This window comes from Microbulbifer maximicatervae (SeqCode) (assembly GCF_052467825.1).
In genome coordinates this window covers 3,911,973-3,927,601 of sequence record NZ_CP174327.1, presented here as the reverse complement: position 1 = coordinate 3,927,601, position 15,629 = coordinate 3,911,973, and the positions used below count along the sequence as shown (strand labels likewise).

Below are 15,629 nucleotides of genomic sequence, written 5' to 3'. Positions count from 1 at the left end.
TAGTAATGACCCCCAGCGGACCCTGGATGGATAAGTCGAAGCCTGATACCCGTAAGTTATATGGACTAACACCGTGTCGCAGATCTATTTAGGTAAAGTTCAACGGATCCTCTTTGAAATCACGGGATTAGAACTCAGGCTATTATCTAAGTGGTGGCAAGGAGGCCCAAAATGACGACGTTAAATCAAAAGCAAATTGAAGACTGCAAGTCTAGTGCGTCGGACTTCTCCGACCTCAAGGCGCTATTCCTCAACTGCACTCTAAAGCCTACGCCTGAACTCTCCCATACAGACGGTCTAATTCGCATATCCAGGGAAATCATGGAGCGCAACAAAGTCTCAGTTGAGGTTTTACGCCCTGTTGATCACGATATCGCTTTTGGTGTTTACCCGGATATGACGGAGCATGGCTGGGACACTGATGAGTGGCCACTGCTCTATCGCCGGGTTGAAGACGCAGATATCCTGGTTATAACCACGCCGATCTGGTTGGGAGAGAAATCCTCTATCTGCACCCAAACTATAGAAAGGCTCTATGCGAACTCAGCTGACCTGAACTCTAAAGGCCAGTACGCGTACTACGGTCGGGTGGGCGGCTGCCTTATCACCGGCAACGAAGATGGCGCAAAGCACTGTGCCATGAATATTCTCTACTCTCTGCAACACCTTGGCTATGTTATCCCTCCCCAGGCAGATGCGGCATGGGTGGGAGAAGCGGGCCCCGGCCCCTCGTATCTTGACCCTGGTTCCGGTGGTCCGCAAAACGACTTTACCAATCGCAACACCACTTTTATGACCTGGAACCTGATGCATATGGCGCGAATGATAAAAGATGCTGGGGGCATTCCCGCCCACGGTAATCAGCGCTCTGCCTGGGATGCCGGCTGTAAGCCCGACTTCCCTAACCCTGATTATCGATAGAAACATCCTGCATTTTTAACTTTATAGAGCTAAGCAGCCTAAAGTTGTTGCTGTTTGGCCAAGTCTATCCGTATTTACAAAATCCTATTTACAAGATGTAGCACCAGGGATAAATTCCCGCCTTCTTTGCTCCCATTAACACCCACCTGCCCGGCATAGCACTCCTTTCTCCATAAAGGGATGCTAGGCGTTGCCATATGAATTGGTGGTCCAGTAATTCCTGTGAGGTCCCTGTCCCGAATGAAACCAGAGTTCTTAGCGCATATCCTGGATAGCAAATTATTTATCACCATATGCCTGATCTCAGTAGTGATGTTATTACGTGGCCTGCTCACGCTAGTAATAGCACGAAGTAGTTGGCAAAAAGCGGATAAGCGCCGCCGTATCAATACCATACATAACCTTGGCAACTTGTTATTGGTAGTTGGCCTGATAGCAATTTGGGTAAGCGAACTCCGGGACTTTGCCCTATCCATTGCCGCTTTCTCTGTGGCAATTGTGCTGGCATTGAGAGAGGGTGTGCAGTGCCTCGTTGGTGGCTTGTACCAGGCAAACATGCGCTCGTTTACTGTGGGAGACTGGATCAAAGTCGGCAATCAATTTGGTGAAGTCACCGATAGTGACTGGCTAAGCACCACCCTTTTAGAAATCGATCCGCACGGTTTGGGCAATGGCTATACAGGAACAACTCTGTACATCCCTAACAATGCCTTCTTTACCCAACCGGTAAAGAACCTGAACTTTATGCGCCGGTATATCGAGCACACCTTTTCGATTACCCGAGAAAGCAAAGGAATGAATCCATTTGAAGCCAAGAAGTTTATCTCTGAGCGACTTAAAGAACACTGCGAGTCCTTCCGTGAAGTTGCCGAACGCTACTGCAACCTGATTGAGAACCGCATGGGCGTTGAGCTCTCGGGACCGGATGCCAAAGTCTGTATCACGACCAATGAGCTCGGCCACGATGTAACCACGGTAACCGTATTTTGCCCCCGAGAGGAAGCCACCAATATCGAACAGTTGGTGACTGAAGACTTCTATAACTTTTGGTTCGAGAAGACCAAGGACGTGGGGTCTAAAGCTTAACGCAGTCGTATTAAAAGGTATCGCCGATTGAAGCCGCTAGCAGTTCTGCCTAACTAGCGGCTCTTGTATGAATTTGCCGTTAACTTTCCCCATCGACCCGGAAGTTCGCAACCTCCCAGGCGCGCTCACGGATAACCCGCGCATTATCCTCTAGGTTGGAGGTGCCTGTAGGGTCTCCATCTATTGTGATATCCGGGTTGGACCACTGCTGAATTCTGGGGCCGCCTCGATCCGACGGGCAATTGTAGGCCATCACACTCCTCCAAGTTGAAGGGGTGGTATTGCAGTAGCCGTGGCCATATTCAAACGGCTCCATATTCGAATCACTGTAGATAATATGTCGGGCTCCCATTAGGTGGCCAATTTCATGGGCAAAGCTGAAGTACCCCGTTGCGCACCCTTCCCTTGCGAAAGCAAAGGCTGTTGATTCCGATGCGTAGATCGTCTTAGCTAATCCACATGATCCGCTGTACAAATCATTGCCGGTTAAAACAATCATTACATCTGCACTATACAAGTCTCTAAGTTCGTATAGTTCTTTAGTTTCTGGATATGCGTCATTCGAAAAGTACTCGCGGTCCACATAGAAGCTACCGCTTTCTGCATAGCTGGTTCTATAAGAGTGAACAATTTCTACCGAGGTATTGACTTCACTATTGGCAAATGAAACATTGGTTTCCTCTTCCAATAAATCCATGTAGGCGGGTACATCACCGGCGTCTGCCTCAAAGGCATCGGTATAAGCAACTATAACGGTTATTTTTCCACCAGAGTCAGTAGTCGCAATTCCTGAGGTTGTGTTTAGCGCGCCAACCTTGGAAGTAAAATCCATCTCTTCGAAGTAGTTACTATCATGGTCGACAAGTGAATTGTCTGGAACCTCAGCGATTGTAACCGCGCCTTTTCCGGCAGGTCTCACTTTGTAGAGCCTACCTTCAGATTGTATTGAGCCAACAATTCTACCGTTGTTCTCGGCTAAGGTGATAAACCCTTTTCCATCCTCAGAAAATGCAGATAGTGAAGCCCTATTTTTTGTTGAGCGAATATTTTGCAAGGTAAACCGTTGCTTGCCGAGCTCACTGGGAACCTCAAGGGTACTACCGGGCTTCAAGCTAAAAATCTTATTATTTAAACTTTTTTTAGTTTTATGTGAGATTATATTTGATCTACTTTCACTCATGGAAGATTCAAAAACAACATTCACATTTTCTTCTGAATAAGCGCCAAATGTAGAAAATAGCAACACGAAAGGCGCAAGAATTTTAAAGCTTTTCACAGACATACTCCCTGTATCCGCTTCTCGGAAAATCAATTTAGAAAGATCCGCACTAAAGATAAAAATAAATCTATTAATGCAGCCTTTAAAATACTGAATAGAAATATTTATTGAAATCCACAGTGCGCGGCTACTCTATATGATTCTTAACTAAAAAAATATTCTTACGCCTACCAATAATTTAACTTCGCAAATTTTTGACAAGTTACTATCTGAAGAGCAGATAACTTTTTGGAAAATTAAATTCAAATGAAAGCTTAATCACAATCCTTTAAATGGAAACTGAAAATATTTTACTTAACCACTCAATAAATGCTCTAACCCTGGGAGATAAAAAGCGATTCTGGGTGAACACAACCGATACCGGCTCGCTGGGCGGGCGAAAATTGGGCAATATTTCAACTAAATTTCCAGCATCCAATTCTTTTTCTACATGAAACTTTGGAAATTGAGCTAATCCGAGCCCCCGCTTAACGCCATCCAAGTAACTCTCTGTCCCAGTTACCGTCAATTGCGCCGGAACTTGCAACGTCTCTACCCTATCGCCAAGACAAAAAGAGAGCGGCGTAGACTTCCCAGTCGTTATAGAGCGCAGCGCTACAACACGGTGACCATTCAGTTGTTCCAAAGAGCTTGGGTGGCCGTAGTGTTCCAGGTATTGCGGCGATGCGCATGTAAGCCGTTCCAGCATGATTAAACGCCTGGCAATCAGCTCACTATCCGCCAAGTGTCCATAGCGAATAGCACAGTCGACCCCTTCTTGGACTAAGTCCACCCATCGATCCCCCTCACTCATTACCAAAGAAATGTCAGGATACTGGGCAAAAAATTGGGGGAGTTGCGGCATAACAAAATGACGGGCAATAGTCCCTTGTACGTCTACCCGCACCTCACCGCCTGGCAATAAACCTGTAAATGCCCCTTCTGCTTCCTCTACGTCCGCAAGTATTGAAATACAGCGCTGATAATACAGTTCCCCATCCAGTGTTGCCCTTACCTTGCGAGTCGATCGCTGCAACAACCTGACTCCCAGCCGCTTCTCTAGCCGGTTGATCACCTGAGTCGATGTCGACCTCGGAATCCCAAGATCAGTAGAAGCGGCTGTAAAACTGCCCCGCTCCACAATCCGCACGTACAAGCGCATCGCATCCAGCTTATCCATATCGCCCTATTGTTTGTTTATTTGGAACAATAGATTCCATTTTAGCCGGATTATCTACATGAATAACACGAATAGTATGGAAATACAGCCAAATCAGGGAGCTGCAAGGGCGGCTCCAGTAATCACTACGGAGATCATTATGGAGAAAGTGGCACTGGTAACAGGAGCTTCCCGTGGCATAGGCGCGGCGATCGCCTCTCGCCTGGCAAAGGATGGCTTTACCATTCTGGTGAACTTTGAAAGTAATATTTCAGCTGCCGAAAAGTTGGTAAACCGCATTGAAACCGAGGGTGGCAAGGCGGTTACTGCCCAAGCCGATATCAGTGATCAACAGGCGGTTTCGCGCCTATTCAACTCGGCAGAAGTCACTTTTGGCGGAATCAATAGTGTCATCAATAATGCGGGCATTATGAAGCTAGCCCCTCTGGCAGAATGTGAAGAAGATGATTTCGATCGTCAGGTAGCTGTAAACCTTAAGGGCACCTTCAATGTCATGCGTGAAGCCACCGCAAGGCTTCAAGAAGGCGGCCGCATTATCAACTTATCCTCGAGTGTCGTCGACTTGTGTATGCCGAATTACAGCGTATATGCGGCGACCAAAGCAGCTGTTGAAGCTCTGACCCAGGTAGTCGCCAAGGAAATGCGGGGGAGAGATATCACTGTGAATGCCGTCGCCCCAGGGCCCACCGCTACCGAGCTATTCCTGTCGGGGAAGACCGATGAAATGGTGAATACTCTTGCCAAAATGTCGCCACTTGAGCGCTTGGGCAGGCCTGAAGATATTGCAAATACCATTGCCTTTTTAGTCAGTGAGCAAGGTGGCTGGATCAATGGACAGGTCATACGAGCCAATGGTGGACTTGTCTAGCCTCACAAGCAATCACCCTTCTATTTAACATTCCTCAGCTAAGCGTTATGCGAGCTGGGATGATTTAGGACTAAAAAGCCAATGACCGCTCAATCACCGGTACTATGGGGTAAATACATCAGGGACACCCTTATCGCTGCGACCGTAGCCAGTGCAGCAGCATTTACTTGCTATATGCTAGAACTTCCTCCCTGGGCCATGTTTGTTGGATGGGTTGCTTTTTTTACCCAACCAAATTCTGCCTCAAGTGCAATCTCCAGCGGGGTTTGTATTGCTCTAGGGATATTGATGGGAATGACAGCAGCTATAGTCAATACCCTTTTGCAGCCAGTGGTAGGCGGCATTGCCTTTGTAGTTACAGTTTTCTCCGTTGCATTTGTGGTGGTATCGCTAAGAGGACTGCCACTTGTAGGTAATATCATTGCCTGGTTTTTAGGGTTAATCGCTGGCTATTGCTGCTCCTACCTACAATCTCTTGCTGGAGAAACTAAAGCTAGTTGATAGTCAGGGAGTCTCGGCATAATTCAGCATTATCCCTGAGGGCCTTAAGAGGCTCCCTGATTAGAACTAATCCCAACATATATTCAAAACTAGATAAATTGAGCGCTAAGTCATACCCTCTCTCAATTCACACCGCAGATATCCAGTATCTTATTCATTAGATCATTATTTCTACTGCTTAACATACGCGATACAGTATAGTGGTTTTTATTTTTCAAAAGTATATATTCGCACGGGCTTGTCGTTTGCTGTAGCTTCCCACAGTATCTTTTTGACTGATCAATAAATTCCGCAGTCTCATCATCACCTACTGCAACAATCGTTTTGGTGAAACATCTAATATCGCCAAAAATGGGACTCAAATTAGTAACGTCATCTTCTGATAAACGCAGAGATTCATTGAGATAAGATTGCCTCATCTTTGTTAAATCATAGAGCCCGCTTAACATAATAGCGCCGCTAATAGAGCTGCGGACTTCAGGTGTCCACTCAAATTCTAAAATTTTAGCGACAAGAAAGGCCCCAACAGAGTGACCACAGACCACTATATTACTGGGGTTGCCATTCCAGCGATCAATATTCTTATATATCCATAAGAATGCCTTTATATTTTGCTCATTAATTTCTTTAACACTGACGGCGGGCGCCAAATCATAGTTGACCAAAGCAACTGTACACCCGGCCTCTACAAAGGGCTTGGCAATGTACCGGTATTGCTTTTTATCTAGCGCCCGGAAATACCCGCCGTGGATGAACACAAAAACCGGTGCATTAGGAGATTTAGCAGGGAATATATCAACCTTTTCACCGGGGCTATCTCCGTAGCTGATATCCAGTGAGTTTCTCAGGGTTTGCGTGGCCAAATAGCTTTGTAGCTCATTGATTAGCAGATGGACTCTACCAAATGGGTGCCGCTTGCGCAGATTAAACTGATCATCATACTCACTCATTCTATGTTTCGACTCCGCAAGTGCTGGCATAAACTGCCTATTTTACACTAAAGGTTCTTTCTAGAGTCTAAGGAGCCTCTAAACAACTCCGTAACTCCCCTGGCTTGTGTGGCGGGCCTATTTAGCACAGAAAGCATCCTACAAAGGAAGAGACCCTATAATAATAAACACCTGTAGAGGCCTAAATATGTGTCAATTATTTCAACAACTCAGATATTGCGGATAAATGGTAGAAAGCCATCTCAATTTTGCTAGCCCAAACAGAGAAATACAGTTTCTTCCAAACATTCTGATCTATATATAACGCCTATAGTTAAACTTTTAGTTTTATCCTACAAATTTTGAACTACAGATCCGCAGAGGACCAAAAGAATGTTAAAGCGTTTAACCGTGTCTATTCTAAGCCTCGTAATTCTGTGCGGCGTACCCTTCGTATTATCTCAAGAAAACCCAAAACCTTTTGTTTTCACTGCCATTCCAGACCAGGACCCGGAGCGCTTACAAAAACGCTTTGGCAAAGTTGCACAGTATTTGTCCGACACGCTTAGGGTTGAAGTTAAGTACTTACCGGTGAAGTCCTACAGCGATACGGTTAAAGCCTTTAAAAATAACAAAGTTCAATTGGCCTGGTTCGGCGGATTTACTGGAGTACAGGCCCGTATTGCGGAGCCTGGCGCCAAGGCCATTGCCCAGGGAGAAGGAGATCAAAATTTCACCTCCTATTTTATTGCGAATAAAAGTACTGGGCTCACTCCCTCAAAAGAGTTCCCCCGTGGTATTGAGGGTATGACCTTTGCTTTTGGTTCAGAGCACTCCACTTCTGGGCGGCTAATGCCGGAGTATTTTATTAGAAAAGCACTGGGCAAGCCCCCGGCCGAGGTGTTCAGCCGTGTAGGCTTTGCCGGCGACCACTCCAATACCCTCGATCTAGTGCAGTCTGGGAAATATCAGGTGGGCGCCCTGAATCACAAAGTGTGGGAGAACGAAAAGAAAGCCGGCAAAGTGGATGAGAGCAAGGTGCAAGTAATCTGGAAAACCCCAGGATATCCAGATTACAACTGGACAATTCGTGGGGATGTCGATGAAACCTGGGGCAACGGTTTCTTAGACAAGGTCCAGCAGGCGATTTTGAATATGCGGGACCCTAAACTACTTGCCGCATTTCCCCGCAAAGGGTTTATCAAAGCCGACAACTCAATGTACCAGCCAATCGTCGAGACCGCTCACGAAATTGGCTTGTTGAATAATGAGTAAGCGAGCTGTTGGCCCTGCCGACCGACCTGATTCTTACTTAAGAACTCTCCGGGGAAGACAGATCCTGCAAACGCTCCCTGATAATAGTTGCCAATCTCAGTGCGCCGGGGCCGATATCATCCCGGTTAGGAAAGATCAGATACATAGGGACCTCTCTTTTACCTCCTCCTTCAAGGGGCAACAGTTTTAGACTTCCCTCAATAAGCTCATTAAGAATTTTATCTTCCGGTAACCAAGAAAAACCGTACCCCTGACAGGCGGCTCTGATCAAAGAAGACATGCTGCTTAGCGTCCATCGCTTAGCGACGTCAACCGTAAGCGTTTTACTTCCGCGCTGGGGGTTAGTATCCCGAACCACCAAATGCCGGTGATTACGGAGATCTTTCATTGTCAACGGGCGATCCAACTTATGTAGGGGATGGCTGGGGTGCGCCACGGGAACAAGCCGGGCAGGAGCCGGCAGTAACTCACCGTTGTAGCCCTGGGGGATTCTAGGACTGATCGCAAAATCGACCCGCCCTTCATTTAAAGCCTCCAAAGCACCACTAATCACCATCTCATGTACTTCAATACGAGTCTGAGGGCTCTCTTCGCCAAAAAGCGCTAGGCAGTCCAACAACAACCAAATTGGGAATAGCACCTCCACGGAAATCGCAATCTGGGACTCCCATCCAGCCGAGGCTCGGCTGGCGGCCTGCTCCAATGCAGAAGCATCCTCCAGTAATTGCTTTGCGTGACGGTAGAGCATCTCACCTGCGGGAGTCAGAATCGCCTTGCGCCCACTAATAGTGAAAACCGCTACAGCCAGTAGTGATTCCAACTTCTGCACCGAATAGCTTACCGACGACTGACTCTTGTGCAGAAGCTCGGCGGCCTTTGCATACCCCCCCCCCTTCAACTACCGCTATCAGGCAACGCCACTGCTCAAGAGTGATCTTTGGGTTTGATAATTGTGTCAACTGTTGGCTCATGATCGAATTTTTAGATAAAAACAAACAAATAATTCTAATTTTTAATCAACTTAATGAATGTTTCAATAGCGTCATACAAAGTTAGTTACGAGGAAACAGTCATGGCAAAGGTACTCAACATCAAGTCCAGCCTCTTTCAAGAGAACGGTCAGTCATCTCAACTTGCGGACAATTTCATAGCGAGCTGGAAGACTAATAACCCGCAAGATGAAATCATCCATCGTGACTTGGTATCCGAGCCTGTACCTCATCTGAGCCTGGAGCACTTTCAAGCCCACAATACGCCAGCTGATAGCCGTTCAAACAAGCAAAGTGAAATTGCAGAACTTTCGGACAAGTTGATAGAGGAGATATCATCGGCAGATCTGCTGGTGCTAGGTATCCCGATGTATAACTTCAACGTCCCGTCTAATTTGCACACCTACTTCGACTTTATTGCACGTGCCGGGGTAACATTCCGATATACCGAAAACGGCCCTGAGGGCTTATTAAGGAACAAAAAAGCCGTCGTTTTTATTTCAAGGGGTGGTGTTTATGGTGATGATCATCCCCAAAGTAATTACCTTCGACAGTTCTTGGGGTTTATTGGTATTACTGATGTGGAGTTTGTCTATGCTGAAGGCTTGGCAATGGGAGATGAAGCAAAAGAAAAGGCGTTGGCAGCTGCGAAGAAGCGTATTGCTGAACTTGTGTGAGATACGGAGATAAACAAGCTCTTATTTGAGTACCTGTAGGGGGAAACTAATCCTCCCCCTCTATTAAAAAAAACCGGCAGATTATTGCTTAACCTATCTTACATATATCAAATCTTATTTAGAGCTTCTTAAAATAGAATGTTACCCCAAGCGCACCGCCATGATCTGTAAAATCCAAATAGCAATGTGACATAGCCTCCCTTTGAATTTGGGAAAGCAACTTATTTAAATCATAGTTATTCATCTGCATTCTTGGAGCCATAAAAGGCTCGCCTTTAAGAAGGTTAAGGATATTCCCTGAAAAAGGCACAGTACTACTCAAAAATGAAGTCAACCTTTTTAGTTTTGAAGTTTTGGCATATGAAAAATGGGCAACGCAAACCCCGCCCGATTCTAACTTATCAAGCAGAAGACTAAATAGTCTTTGCCCTTTTTTAACAGGGATATGTTGAAACACTATAAAGGAGTGGATGAAGTTGAATTTCCTTTGAACTAGAGAGAGCTTCTCATCAGCTTTCACAAATTCAATATTCTTTAAGCCTTGCTCATGACTATTTTTTTTAGCCTCCATAAGCATCGAATCAGATATGTCAACACCTGTAACATCTTCAGTAATATACGCTAAAGGAATCGCTACTCTTCCAACTCCACAGCCAAAATCAAGCGCCCTCTTGACGACAAAGCCATCATCTACATGTTGTTTCACTTTTGTCAGTATATTGTGAACATGGCTTTGTCCCGTTTTAAAGAAATCTTGCTTTGCGCTATCTGTTAAGTTTTCCTTCCTAAATTTTTCTTCGGTTAGAACACCGTAATAAGCATCTTCTTTGCCAAACTTTTCCCACTCTTTGTCAGAGTCAGCAATAAACATCGACATTCTCCCGCTACTACCTCACTCACTCCAAATCTAAGGCCATTTGAAATAAGCAATTCCATTTCACCACGAATACGAGACGATTGTATCAAGAAATGTCTTTCCAAAACGAATACTTATAGGGTACCGGTGTACCACTTCATCCTCAGGGAACTCAAAGCATGTTGACGGCCTTGGCAAGTCAGCTCTATTCAGGTTAAGTATTTCTTACAGAGATCCCAATCCTGTTTAGCTGCAACTTGATTCCACAATATGCATTTTGCCAACTGAACTATCAGAAATAGTGAGCTTTTACTAAACGAATAGAGTTGCCTTCTCGATATAATTCAATGCGTTGAGCCCCTGCAACTCTAATTAGGGGCTATAAGTTTGAGACGGTTATCACATAAAAGGATATTTGTTTTTGAAATGTAGTAAAAAGACTATTATTTAGCTGTTCACCGCATCATCCATATACTCCACTGCCTCTCCTATAGAAATAGTGAACACTCCGGCATTGCCATTAATATATTCACGCTTCCATGAATTATAGCCATCCTCATAATCAGGTATCTCACACTCCCCCATCAGTTCAGGTATGCTTGACCCTAGTGCCTCAATTGAAAACGGCAAATGAGTAATTTCCTCAATGACCTCTCCACTATTAGGGTTATTAATCTTTATACCTGAAATCTGAACATGCACTACCATTGAATCGTCCTTAGACTCTTCAATTTTTAAGTTGCTCACTCGCAGAATATCAAATAAGAGTAAGAAGGCAGTGGGCCGTGCAATCAAACAGATGCTAAAGTCTTATCAGGCCGTGTGTAGAACCATAACTTACAACAACGGAGGTGAATTCGCGGGGCATCAGTCGACCGTGCGGAAACTAGGCTGCAATATATATTGCCAAACCGTATCACTCGTGGGAGCGTGGTTTGAGCGAAATTACCAATGGACTGCTGAGGCGTTTTTTCCGAAAGGGATAGAGATTAGCAAGTTACCGAACAGGTAAATTGACGATGCAGTGTATCGTATTAATGCCCAACCTAGAATGATGTTAAATTATTGGAGCCCGCTGGAATTTCTAGTGGGTAAGCGCCTGTCACTTATGTCGGCAATCTAGCTAGCGCTCTGGGTGCTCATTAAGAATTCCTGATCGTTAAAAAACAGGAGAGTAGAGAAAAGTTGGTGGGTGTTTTAGGTGGGCTTGCTTAATCGCTTACGAAACATCTCGGTTAAAAGTGTTTTTTGAGGATGTTCCGTTATTTAGCGGTGTGAAGCTTTTTAGATAATCCTTCTTCGACTCTGCGAAATCAACAAATCTCTACAGATTTTCGCACCACAGATGACACCGCAAAACATGATAAGTAAAATATCGGGTCGGGCGTGCTGCCTGCGTCGACCAAGCCTAGGATCTTCCATGTCACCAAAGTAGTGTAAAAGGCTTGGGACTGCCCTCGGTAAAGCGCCATTAATACTCATACCCCATAGAATTAGGGTATGAGCGGAAATTCTATAAGTTAGTACGGGTACGGCTTCTGCTGGTCAAAATCATTACCTTGGCTAGGTGACCGACAAGCAGTGAAATGTATCTTAGTGTATTTTAAGCTGTTTTTAGTGATAACCTCGAAAACATCAGCCAATTTAATGTTGGCACCCTCTTTCACTAAAATCAGATCGTGGGCATGAAGCCCACCTTCCCAAGCGGTTTTGATATTATCCAGATGTGGAAGGCTTTTTTCGTTATACGAAAGATTATAGTTGCGAACCTCTGCACCGCAGCCAGCAATAGAGATCACTTTTCCAGATCCCATTCTCAGAAATGTTTTAGCTTTGCTAAATTCGACTAAACCATTCTCGTTATCCGTGTCGGCAGGCTTACCCGTTTTAGTCAAACTTTTGACTGCATGATCAGTAGAAGCAGAGCCATGAAAGGAGTAAAAGTACATTGATACGTCTTTTGGCAGCGCCACAGTTTTGGAGCCTTTATCAAATGAACCATGCGCATAAAGAATGGCCTCTCCCCCAGTCGAGTTATCTTTCCTATGTATTATTACGTTTCCGAGTTCAAGAGTTTCCATAACAATCTCTATCAATTAAAAGGTTATTTAAAATTCCCTATCCGGGTCTAGCTGCATTCAATATTTACAGATTAATAAATTTAGATCAACGGCAAGATCCGTAAGGGCATCACCTCGCCCGCTATTAATAGCCACCAACCTGCTTTCCGAACAACAACATAATCATGCACACCTGACATAACAAACACATTAGGATAAACATCTCATAATATGGATTAGAGCATTAAATTTATCAATTAAGGAATTTTCCGTGCACATTTCAAAATCGGAAAAAAAGGAGCAATACTAAAGTCATACTGTAGATTTCTCTCTACAAATATACCTATTAAAACTCACAAAATAAGTATGGATTTTATGGTTATTCATTGAAATAGTGGCCATACCGCCATCAAGAATTGCTAAAACCTCCACCAACATACGACACTTCACCACTTGGAATTAATTTCTTTCCTGTATTCACAGAATGTAAAAAATTAAGAATGTGAACAGGCTTGCGCTCAAATTAACTAAGAACTGTAAGTTGCCTCATAAATTGATTGAGCCTTGCCTTCCCCAGCTACAATGTAGAAAAGTAGGCCTGAAACCTATTGATAACTGAGTATGTTTTGAGGCTACCTTATGGATTTTGCTATCAGGTTACGATAGAAGGACCATCCTTCACCTTACCCTCCACTGAGCACTTGCTGGAAAGACCATAGTTTTGCAAGGGCCAAAGCGCATGCTTGTTTCGAGGTATGGAGGATGTTTCTCAGGTAGTTTGATCAGCGGTCTCTACTTAACTAGTAGTGGTGTAACGAACAATATATTTAAATATAATTTGGCTGCTTTTGGTATACAGACAATGTCCGCCCCCGTAACAATAGCCCTCACAGACGAGGAACGTAAAGAGTTTCAACGTCTCTGTCGCAGTGGTAAGACTCCAGCGGGAATCAAAGAGCGTCTGTCAATTGTATTGCTTGGCGATGAAGATTTATCGAACAGAGAAATTACTGAACGCTTGCCCTTTAGTGACCATGAAATTGCTAGATAGCGAAACAGGTTCGCAGAATCTGGCTTTAAAGGTAATGAGAAAGATCTACCACGGGGATCAAACCAGGCGGCCATGCAGGCGGAATTGGAGGAGCACCTCGCCAGCAGGTACAAGCCCAACCGCAAGAATGGTAACACCTCAAAAACCATGAAAAGTCCCGCCGGTAGCTTCGAACTGCAGACGCCACGGGACCGTGCTGGTACTTTTGAGTCTCAAATCGTTAAGAAGCATCAAGCCTAGCTTACCGACGAACTGGAGCGCAAAATCACTACCCTGTTTGCCTTGGGTAACAGCTACCAGAACATTCGTACATATATTGCCGATATCTGTGGAATGGAGCTTTCCAACGGTACCAACAACACCGTTACAAACAAGCTGTGCCTGGGCTTAAAGCCTGATGTGAGTGTGATCTGGAGGCTATTTACCCAATCGTCTAGCTCGACGCTTTTCATTATATGATCAAGGAAAATGGTCGTTATGCTAGCAAGGCCATTTACACGATTCTTGGTCTCAATATCGAATGCAAGAAGGAATTGTTGGAACTCTATTTATCCGACGAAGAAGGCGCCCACCATTGGCTGAACGTCCTAACTGACCTCCATAACCGTGGGGTCAAAGATATCCTGATGGCATCCAGGGCTTTCCCGAGGCCATAGAGATCATCTGCCCAAATACCGAGATCCAGCGCTGCATCATTCACCAGATCCGCAACTCGCTGAAGTATGTAGCTTCAAAAAATCAGAAGACCTTAATAGCTGATATTAAGTGCATCTACAAAGTGGAAACGCTCTATGCTGCCGAGAACGCTTTAGATGAGCTGGAAGCTAAGTGGGGGAGGAAAATATCCAATGGTAATCAAGTCGTGGGGCAGTAAATGGACAATTCTCTCTATCCACTTTAACTACCCGGAATCTATCCGCCGACAAATGCAGTGGAAGCCATCCACAGGCAATTCCACAAGCTGGCCAAAACCAAGGGAGGCTCCGCCAGTGAGAATAGCTTACTGAAGCTTCTGTACGCCGGTATACTAAAAGCCTCCGAGCGCCGGACGCACCCAATTCAAAACTGGAATCTGACGCTGTCACAGCTAACGATCCACTTCCCCGATCGTTTGGAGAAATACATCAGCCTCTGAGGCTATGGCTGACACAGAGTTTTGAATACCCTCCATTTGTCGCTGAAATGTGGTAGCAAATCTATTATTTAGCTGTTCACCGCATCATCCATATACTTGACTGCCTCTCCTATAGAAATAGTGAACACGCCCGCTTTACCGTTATCATATTCTCGCTTCCACGAATCATAGCCCTCCTCAAAATCAGGTATCTCAGACTCCTCCATCAGTTCATTTAAACTCGCCCCTAGTGCCTCAATTGAAAACGGCATATGAGTAATTTCCTCAATGACCTCTCCACTATTAGGGTTATAAATTTTAATGCCTGAAATCTGAGCATGTACCACCATTGAATCGTCCTTAGACTCTTCAATTTTTAATATGATAACCCGCGAATTCTCCTCGCCCTCTCGATTATCATATTTCCACACTTGACCTTCTTTAACTTTTAAATCCATCCCGACTCTTCACTTTAAATTATCTGCTAATAACATTTATGCAATATCGGAGGCCCCATAGAAGTAATAATCTATGAACGTCCATATCAGGCTTCTATACTGCACTCTATCTAGCTTGGAAGTGAGGCTCAATCATGTATGGATAGCTACTCACCTTGCCTGGGATTAGCATTTTGACTCCAAACACTATTCGGCTTCTTGATTTAAATCATTGCTGATGCTTCATTACTTCAGCGAATAATTTAAAACGATGACATGTTCGTGGAGCTGGAACTAAAGAGGTTCGCTTTGTATCTTGAGACTCGCAGTAGCACCCTATTCAGCGATCTTGTGGCTTATGGGGGCCAGAAAGTAAAAAGCCAGGCCCATTAACCTGGCCTGGCTTTACTTACTTTATAGTTAAAGC

16 protein-coding genes and 2 pseudogenes are annotated in these 15,629 nt (G+C 44.8%); 9 read left to right on the top strand and 9 right to left on the bottom strand.

The features are described 5' to 3' along the window. The first annotated feature begins 171 nt into the window (after window positions 1–171). Window positions 172–921: a flavodoxin family protein gene (locus tag ACJJII_RS17530; protein ID WP_444913741.1), complete on the top strand. Its 750-nt coding sequence runs from the start codon at window positions 172–174 to the stop codon at window positions 919–921. Between the two features lie 240 nt (window positions 922–1,161). Further along, entirely contained in the window at window positions 1,162–2,007 is an 846-nt protein-coding gene (locus ACJJII_RS17525) for a mechanosensitive ion channel family protein (protein WP_444917114.1), read from the top strand. A gap of 79 nt (window positions 2,008–2,086) precedes the next feature. Here the strand turns inward: ACJJII_RS17525 and ACJJII_RS17520 are convergent, their stop codons facing one another. Together ACJJII_RS17520 and ACJJII_RS17515 are read right to left on the bottom strand one after the other, a co-directional pair. Continuing rightward, complete coding sequence (locus ACJJII_RS17520; RefSeq protein ID WP_444917113.1) at window positions 2,087–3,118, bottom strand: M12 family metallo-peptidase; 1,032 nt, start codon at window positions 3,116–3,118, stop codon at window positions 2,087–2,089. A gap of 436 nt (window positions 3,119–3,554) precedes the next feature. Next, on the bottom strand, window positions 3,555–4,445 hold the full coding sequence (locus ACJJII_RS17515; RefSeq protein ID WP_444913030.1) for a LysR family transcriptional regulator: 891 nt from the start codon (window positions 4,443–4,445) through the stop codon (window positions 3,555–3,557). Between the two features lie 58 nt (window positions 4,446–4,503). Between ACJJII_RS17515 and ACJJII_RS17510 the strand changes: the two genes are divergently transcribed. Together ACJJII_RS17510 and ACJJII_RS17505 are read left to right on the top strand one after the other, a co-directional pair. Continuing rightward, on the top strand, window positions 4,504–5,313 hold the full coding sequence (locus tag ACJJII_RS17510; protein ID WP_444917112.1) for an SDR family oxidoreductase: 810 nt from the start codon (window positions 4,504–4,506) through the stop codon (window positions 5,311–5,313). An 81-nt stretch (window positions 5,314–5,394) separates the two neighbouring features. After that, the gene (locus tag ACJJII_RS17505; RefSeq protein WP_444917111.1) at window positions 5,395–5,814 is read left to right on the top strand and encodes a DUF1097 domain-containing protein; all 420 of its coding nucleotides are present in this window, start codon (window positions 5,395–5,397) and stop codon (window positions 5,812–5,814) included. Between the two features lie 122 nt (window positions 5,815–5,936). Here the strand turns inward: ACJJII_RS17505 and ACJJII_RS17500 are convergent, their stop codons facing one another. Continuing rightward, window positions 5,937–6,764 (bottom strand): alpha/beta hydrolase, encoded by an 828-nt coding sequence (locus ACJJII_RS17500; protein ID WP_444917110.1) that lies wholly within the window; start codon window positions 6,762–6,764, stop codon window positions 5,937–5,939. Between the two features lie 372 nt (window positions 6,765–7,136). Between ACJJII_RS17500 and ACJJII_RS17495 the strand changes: the two genes are divergently transcribed. Further along, window positions 7,137–8,018 (top strand): putative selenate ABC transporter substrate-binding protein, encoded by an 882-nt coding sequence (locus ACJJII_RS17495; RefSeq protein ID WP_444917109.1) that lies wholly within the window; start codon window positions 7,137–7,139, stop codon window positions 8,016–8,018. A 37-nt stretch (window positions 8,019–8,055) separates the two neighbouring features. On the opposite strand, the gene ACJJII_RS17490 is transcribed toward ACJJII_RS17495, so the two are convergent. Further along, entirely contained in the window at window positions 8,056–8,847 is a 792-nt protein-coding gene (locus tag ACJJII_RS17490) for a LysR family transcriptional regulator (protein WP_444917108.1), read from the bottom strand. A gap of 243 nt (window positions 8,848–9,090) precedes the next feature. Between ACJJII_RS17490 and ACJJII_RS17485 the strand changes: the two genes are divergently transcribed. Next, on the top strand, window positions 9,091–9,684 hold the full coding sequence (locus tag ACJJII_RS17485; RefSeq protein WP_444917107.1) for an FMN-dependent NADH-azoreductase: 594 nt from the start codon (window positions 9,091–9,093) through the stop codon (window positions 9,682–9,684). Window positions 9,685–9,802: 118 nt separating this feature from the next. On the opposite strand, the gene ACJJII_RS17480 is transcribed toward ACJJII_RS17485, so the two are convergent. Then, a complete protein-coding gene (locus ACJJII_RS17480; protein WP_444917106.1) occupies window positions 9,803–10,555 on the bottom strand; it encodes a class I SAM-dependent methyltransferase in 753 nt (250 codons plus the stop codon). A 432-nt stretch (window positions 10,556–10,987) separates the two neighbouring features. Continuing rightward, on the bottom strand, window positions 10,988–11,287 hold the full coding sequence (locus tag ACJJII_RS17475) for a hypothetical protein (RefSeq protein WP_444917105.1): 300 nt from the start codon (window positions 11,285–11,287) through the stop codon (window positions 10,988–10,990). Between the two features lie 79 nt (window positions 11,288–11,366). Between ACJJII_RS17475 and ACJJII_RS17470 the strand changes: the two are divergent. Further along, window positions 11,367–11,523 (top strand): annotated as a pseudogene (locus ACJJII_RS17470) (IS30-like element ISVsa7 family transposase); the annotation flags it as partial. Between the two features lie 301 nt (window positions 11,524–11,824). Here the strand turns inward: ACJJII_RS17470 and ACJJII_RS17465 are convergent. Both ACJJII_RS17465 and ACJJII_RS17460 read right to left on the bottom strand, forming a co-directional pair. Further along, window positions 11,825–12,022, bottom strand: coding sequence for a transposase family protein (locus tag ACJJII_RS17465; RefSeq protein WP_444917104.1), 198 nt, complete (start codon window positions 12,020–12,022; stop codon window positions 11,825–11,827). Between the two features lie 38 nt (window positions 12,023–12,060). Continuing rightward, window positions 12,061–12,621 carry a putative adhesin gene (locus tag ACJJII_RS17460; RefSeq protein WP_444917103.1) on the bottom strand — a complete coding sequence of 187 codons (561 nt, stop codon included), beginning with the start codon at window positions 12,619–12,621 and terminating at the stop codon, window positions 12,061–12,063. Between the two features lie 841 nt (window positions 12,622–13,462). On the opposite strand from ACJJII_RS17460, the gene ACJJII_RS17455 reads away from it, so the two are divergent. Both ACJJII_RS17455 and ACJJII_RS17450 read left to right on the top strand, forming a co-directional pair. Continuing rightward, a complete protein-coding gene (locus ACJJII_RS17455) occupies window positions 13,463–13,651 on the top strand; it encodes a hypothetical protein (RefSeq protein ID WP_444917102.1) in 189 nt (62 codons plus the stop codon). Between the two features lie 63 nt (window positions 13,652–13,714). After that, window positions 13,715–14,786 (top strand): annotated as a pseudogene (locus ACJJII_RS17450) (IS256 family transposase); the annotation flags it as partial. A gap of 68 nt (window positions 14,787–14,854) precedes the next feature. On the opposite strand, the gene ACJJII_RS17445 reads toward ACJJII_RS17450, so the two are convergent. Beyond that, on the bottom strand, window positions 14,855–15,223 hold the full coding sequence (locus ACJJII_RS17445; RefSeq protein WP_444917101.1) for a hypothetical protein: 369 nt from the start codon (window positions 15,221–15,223) through the stop codon (window positions 14,855–14,857). Window positions 15,224–15,629 lie beyond the last annotated feature (406 nt).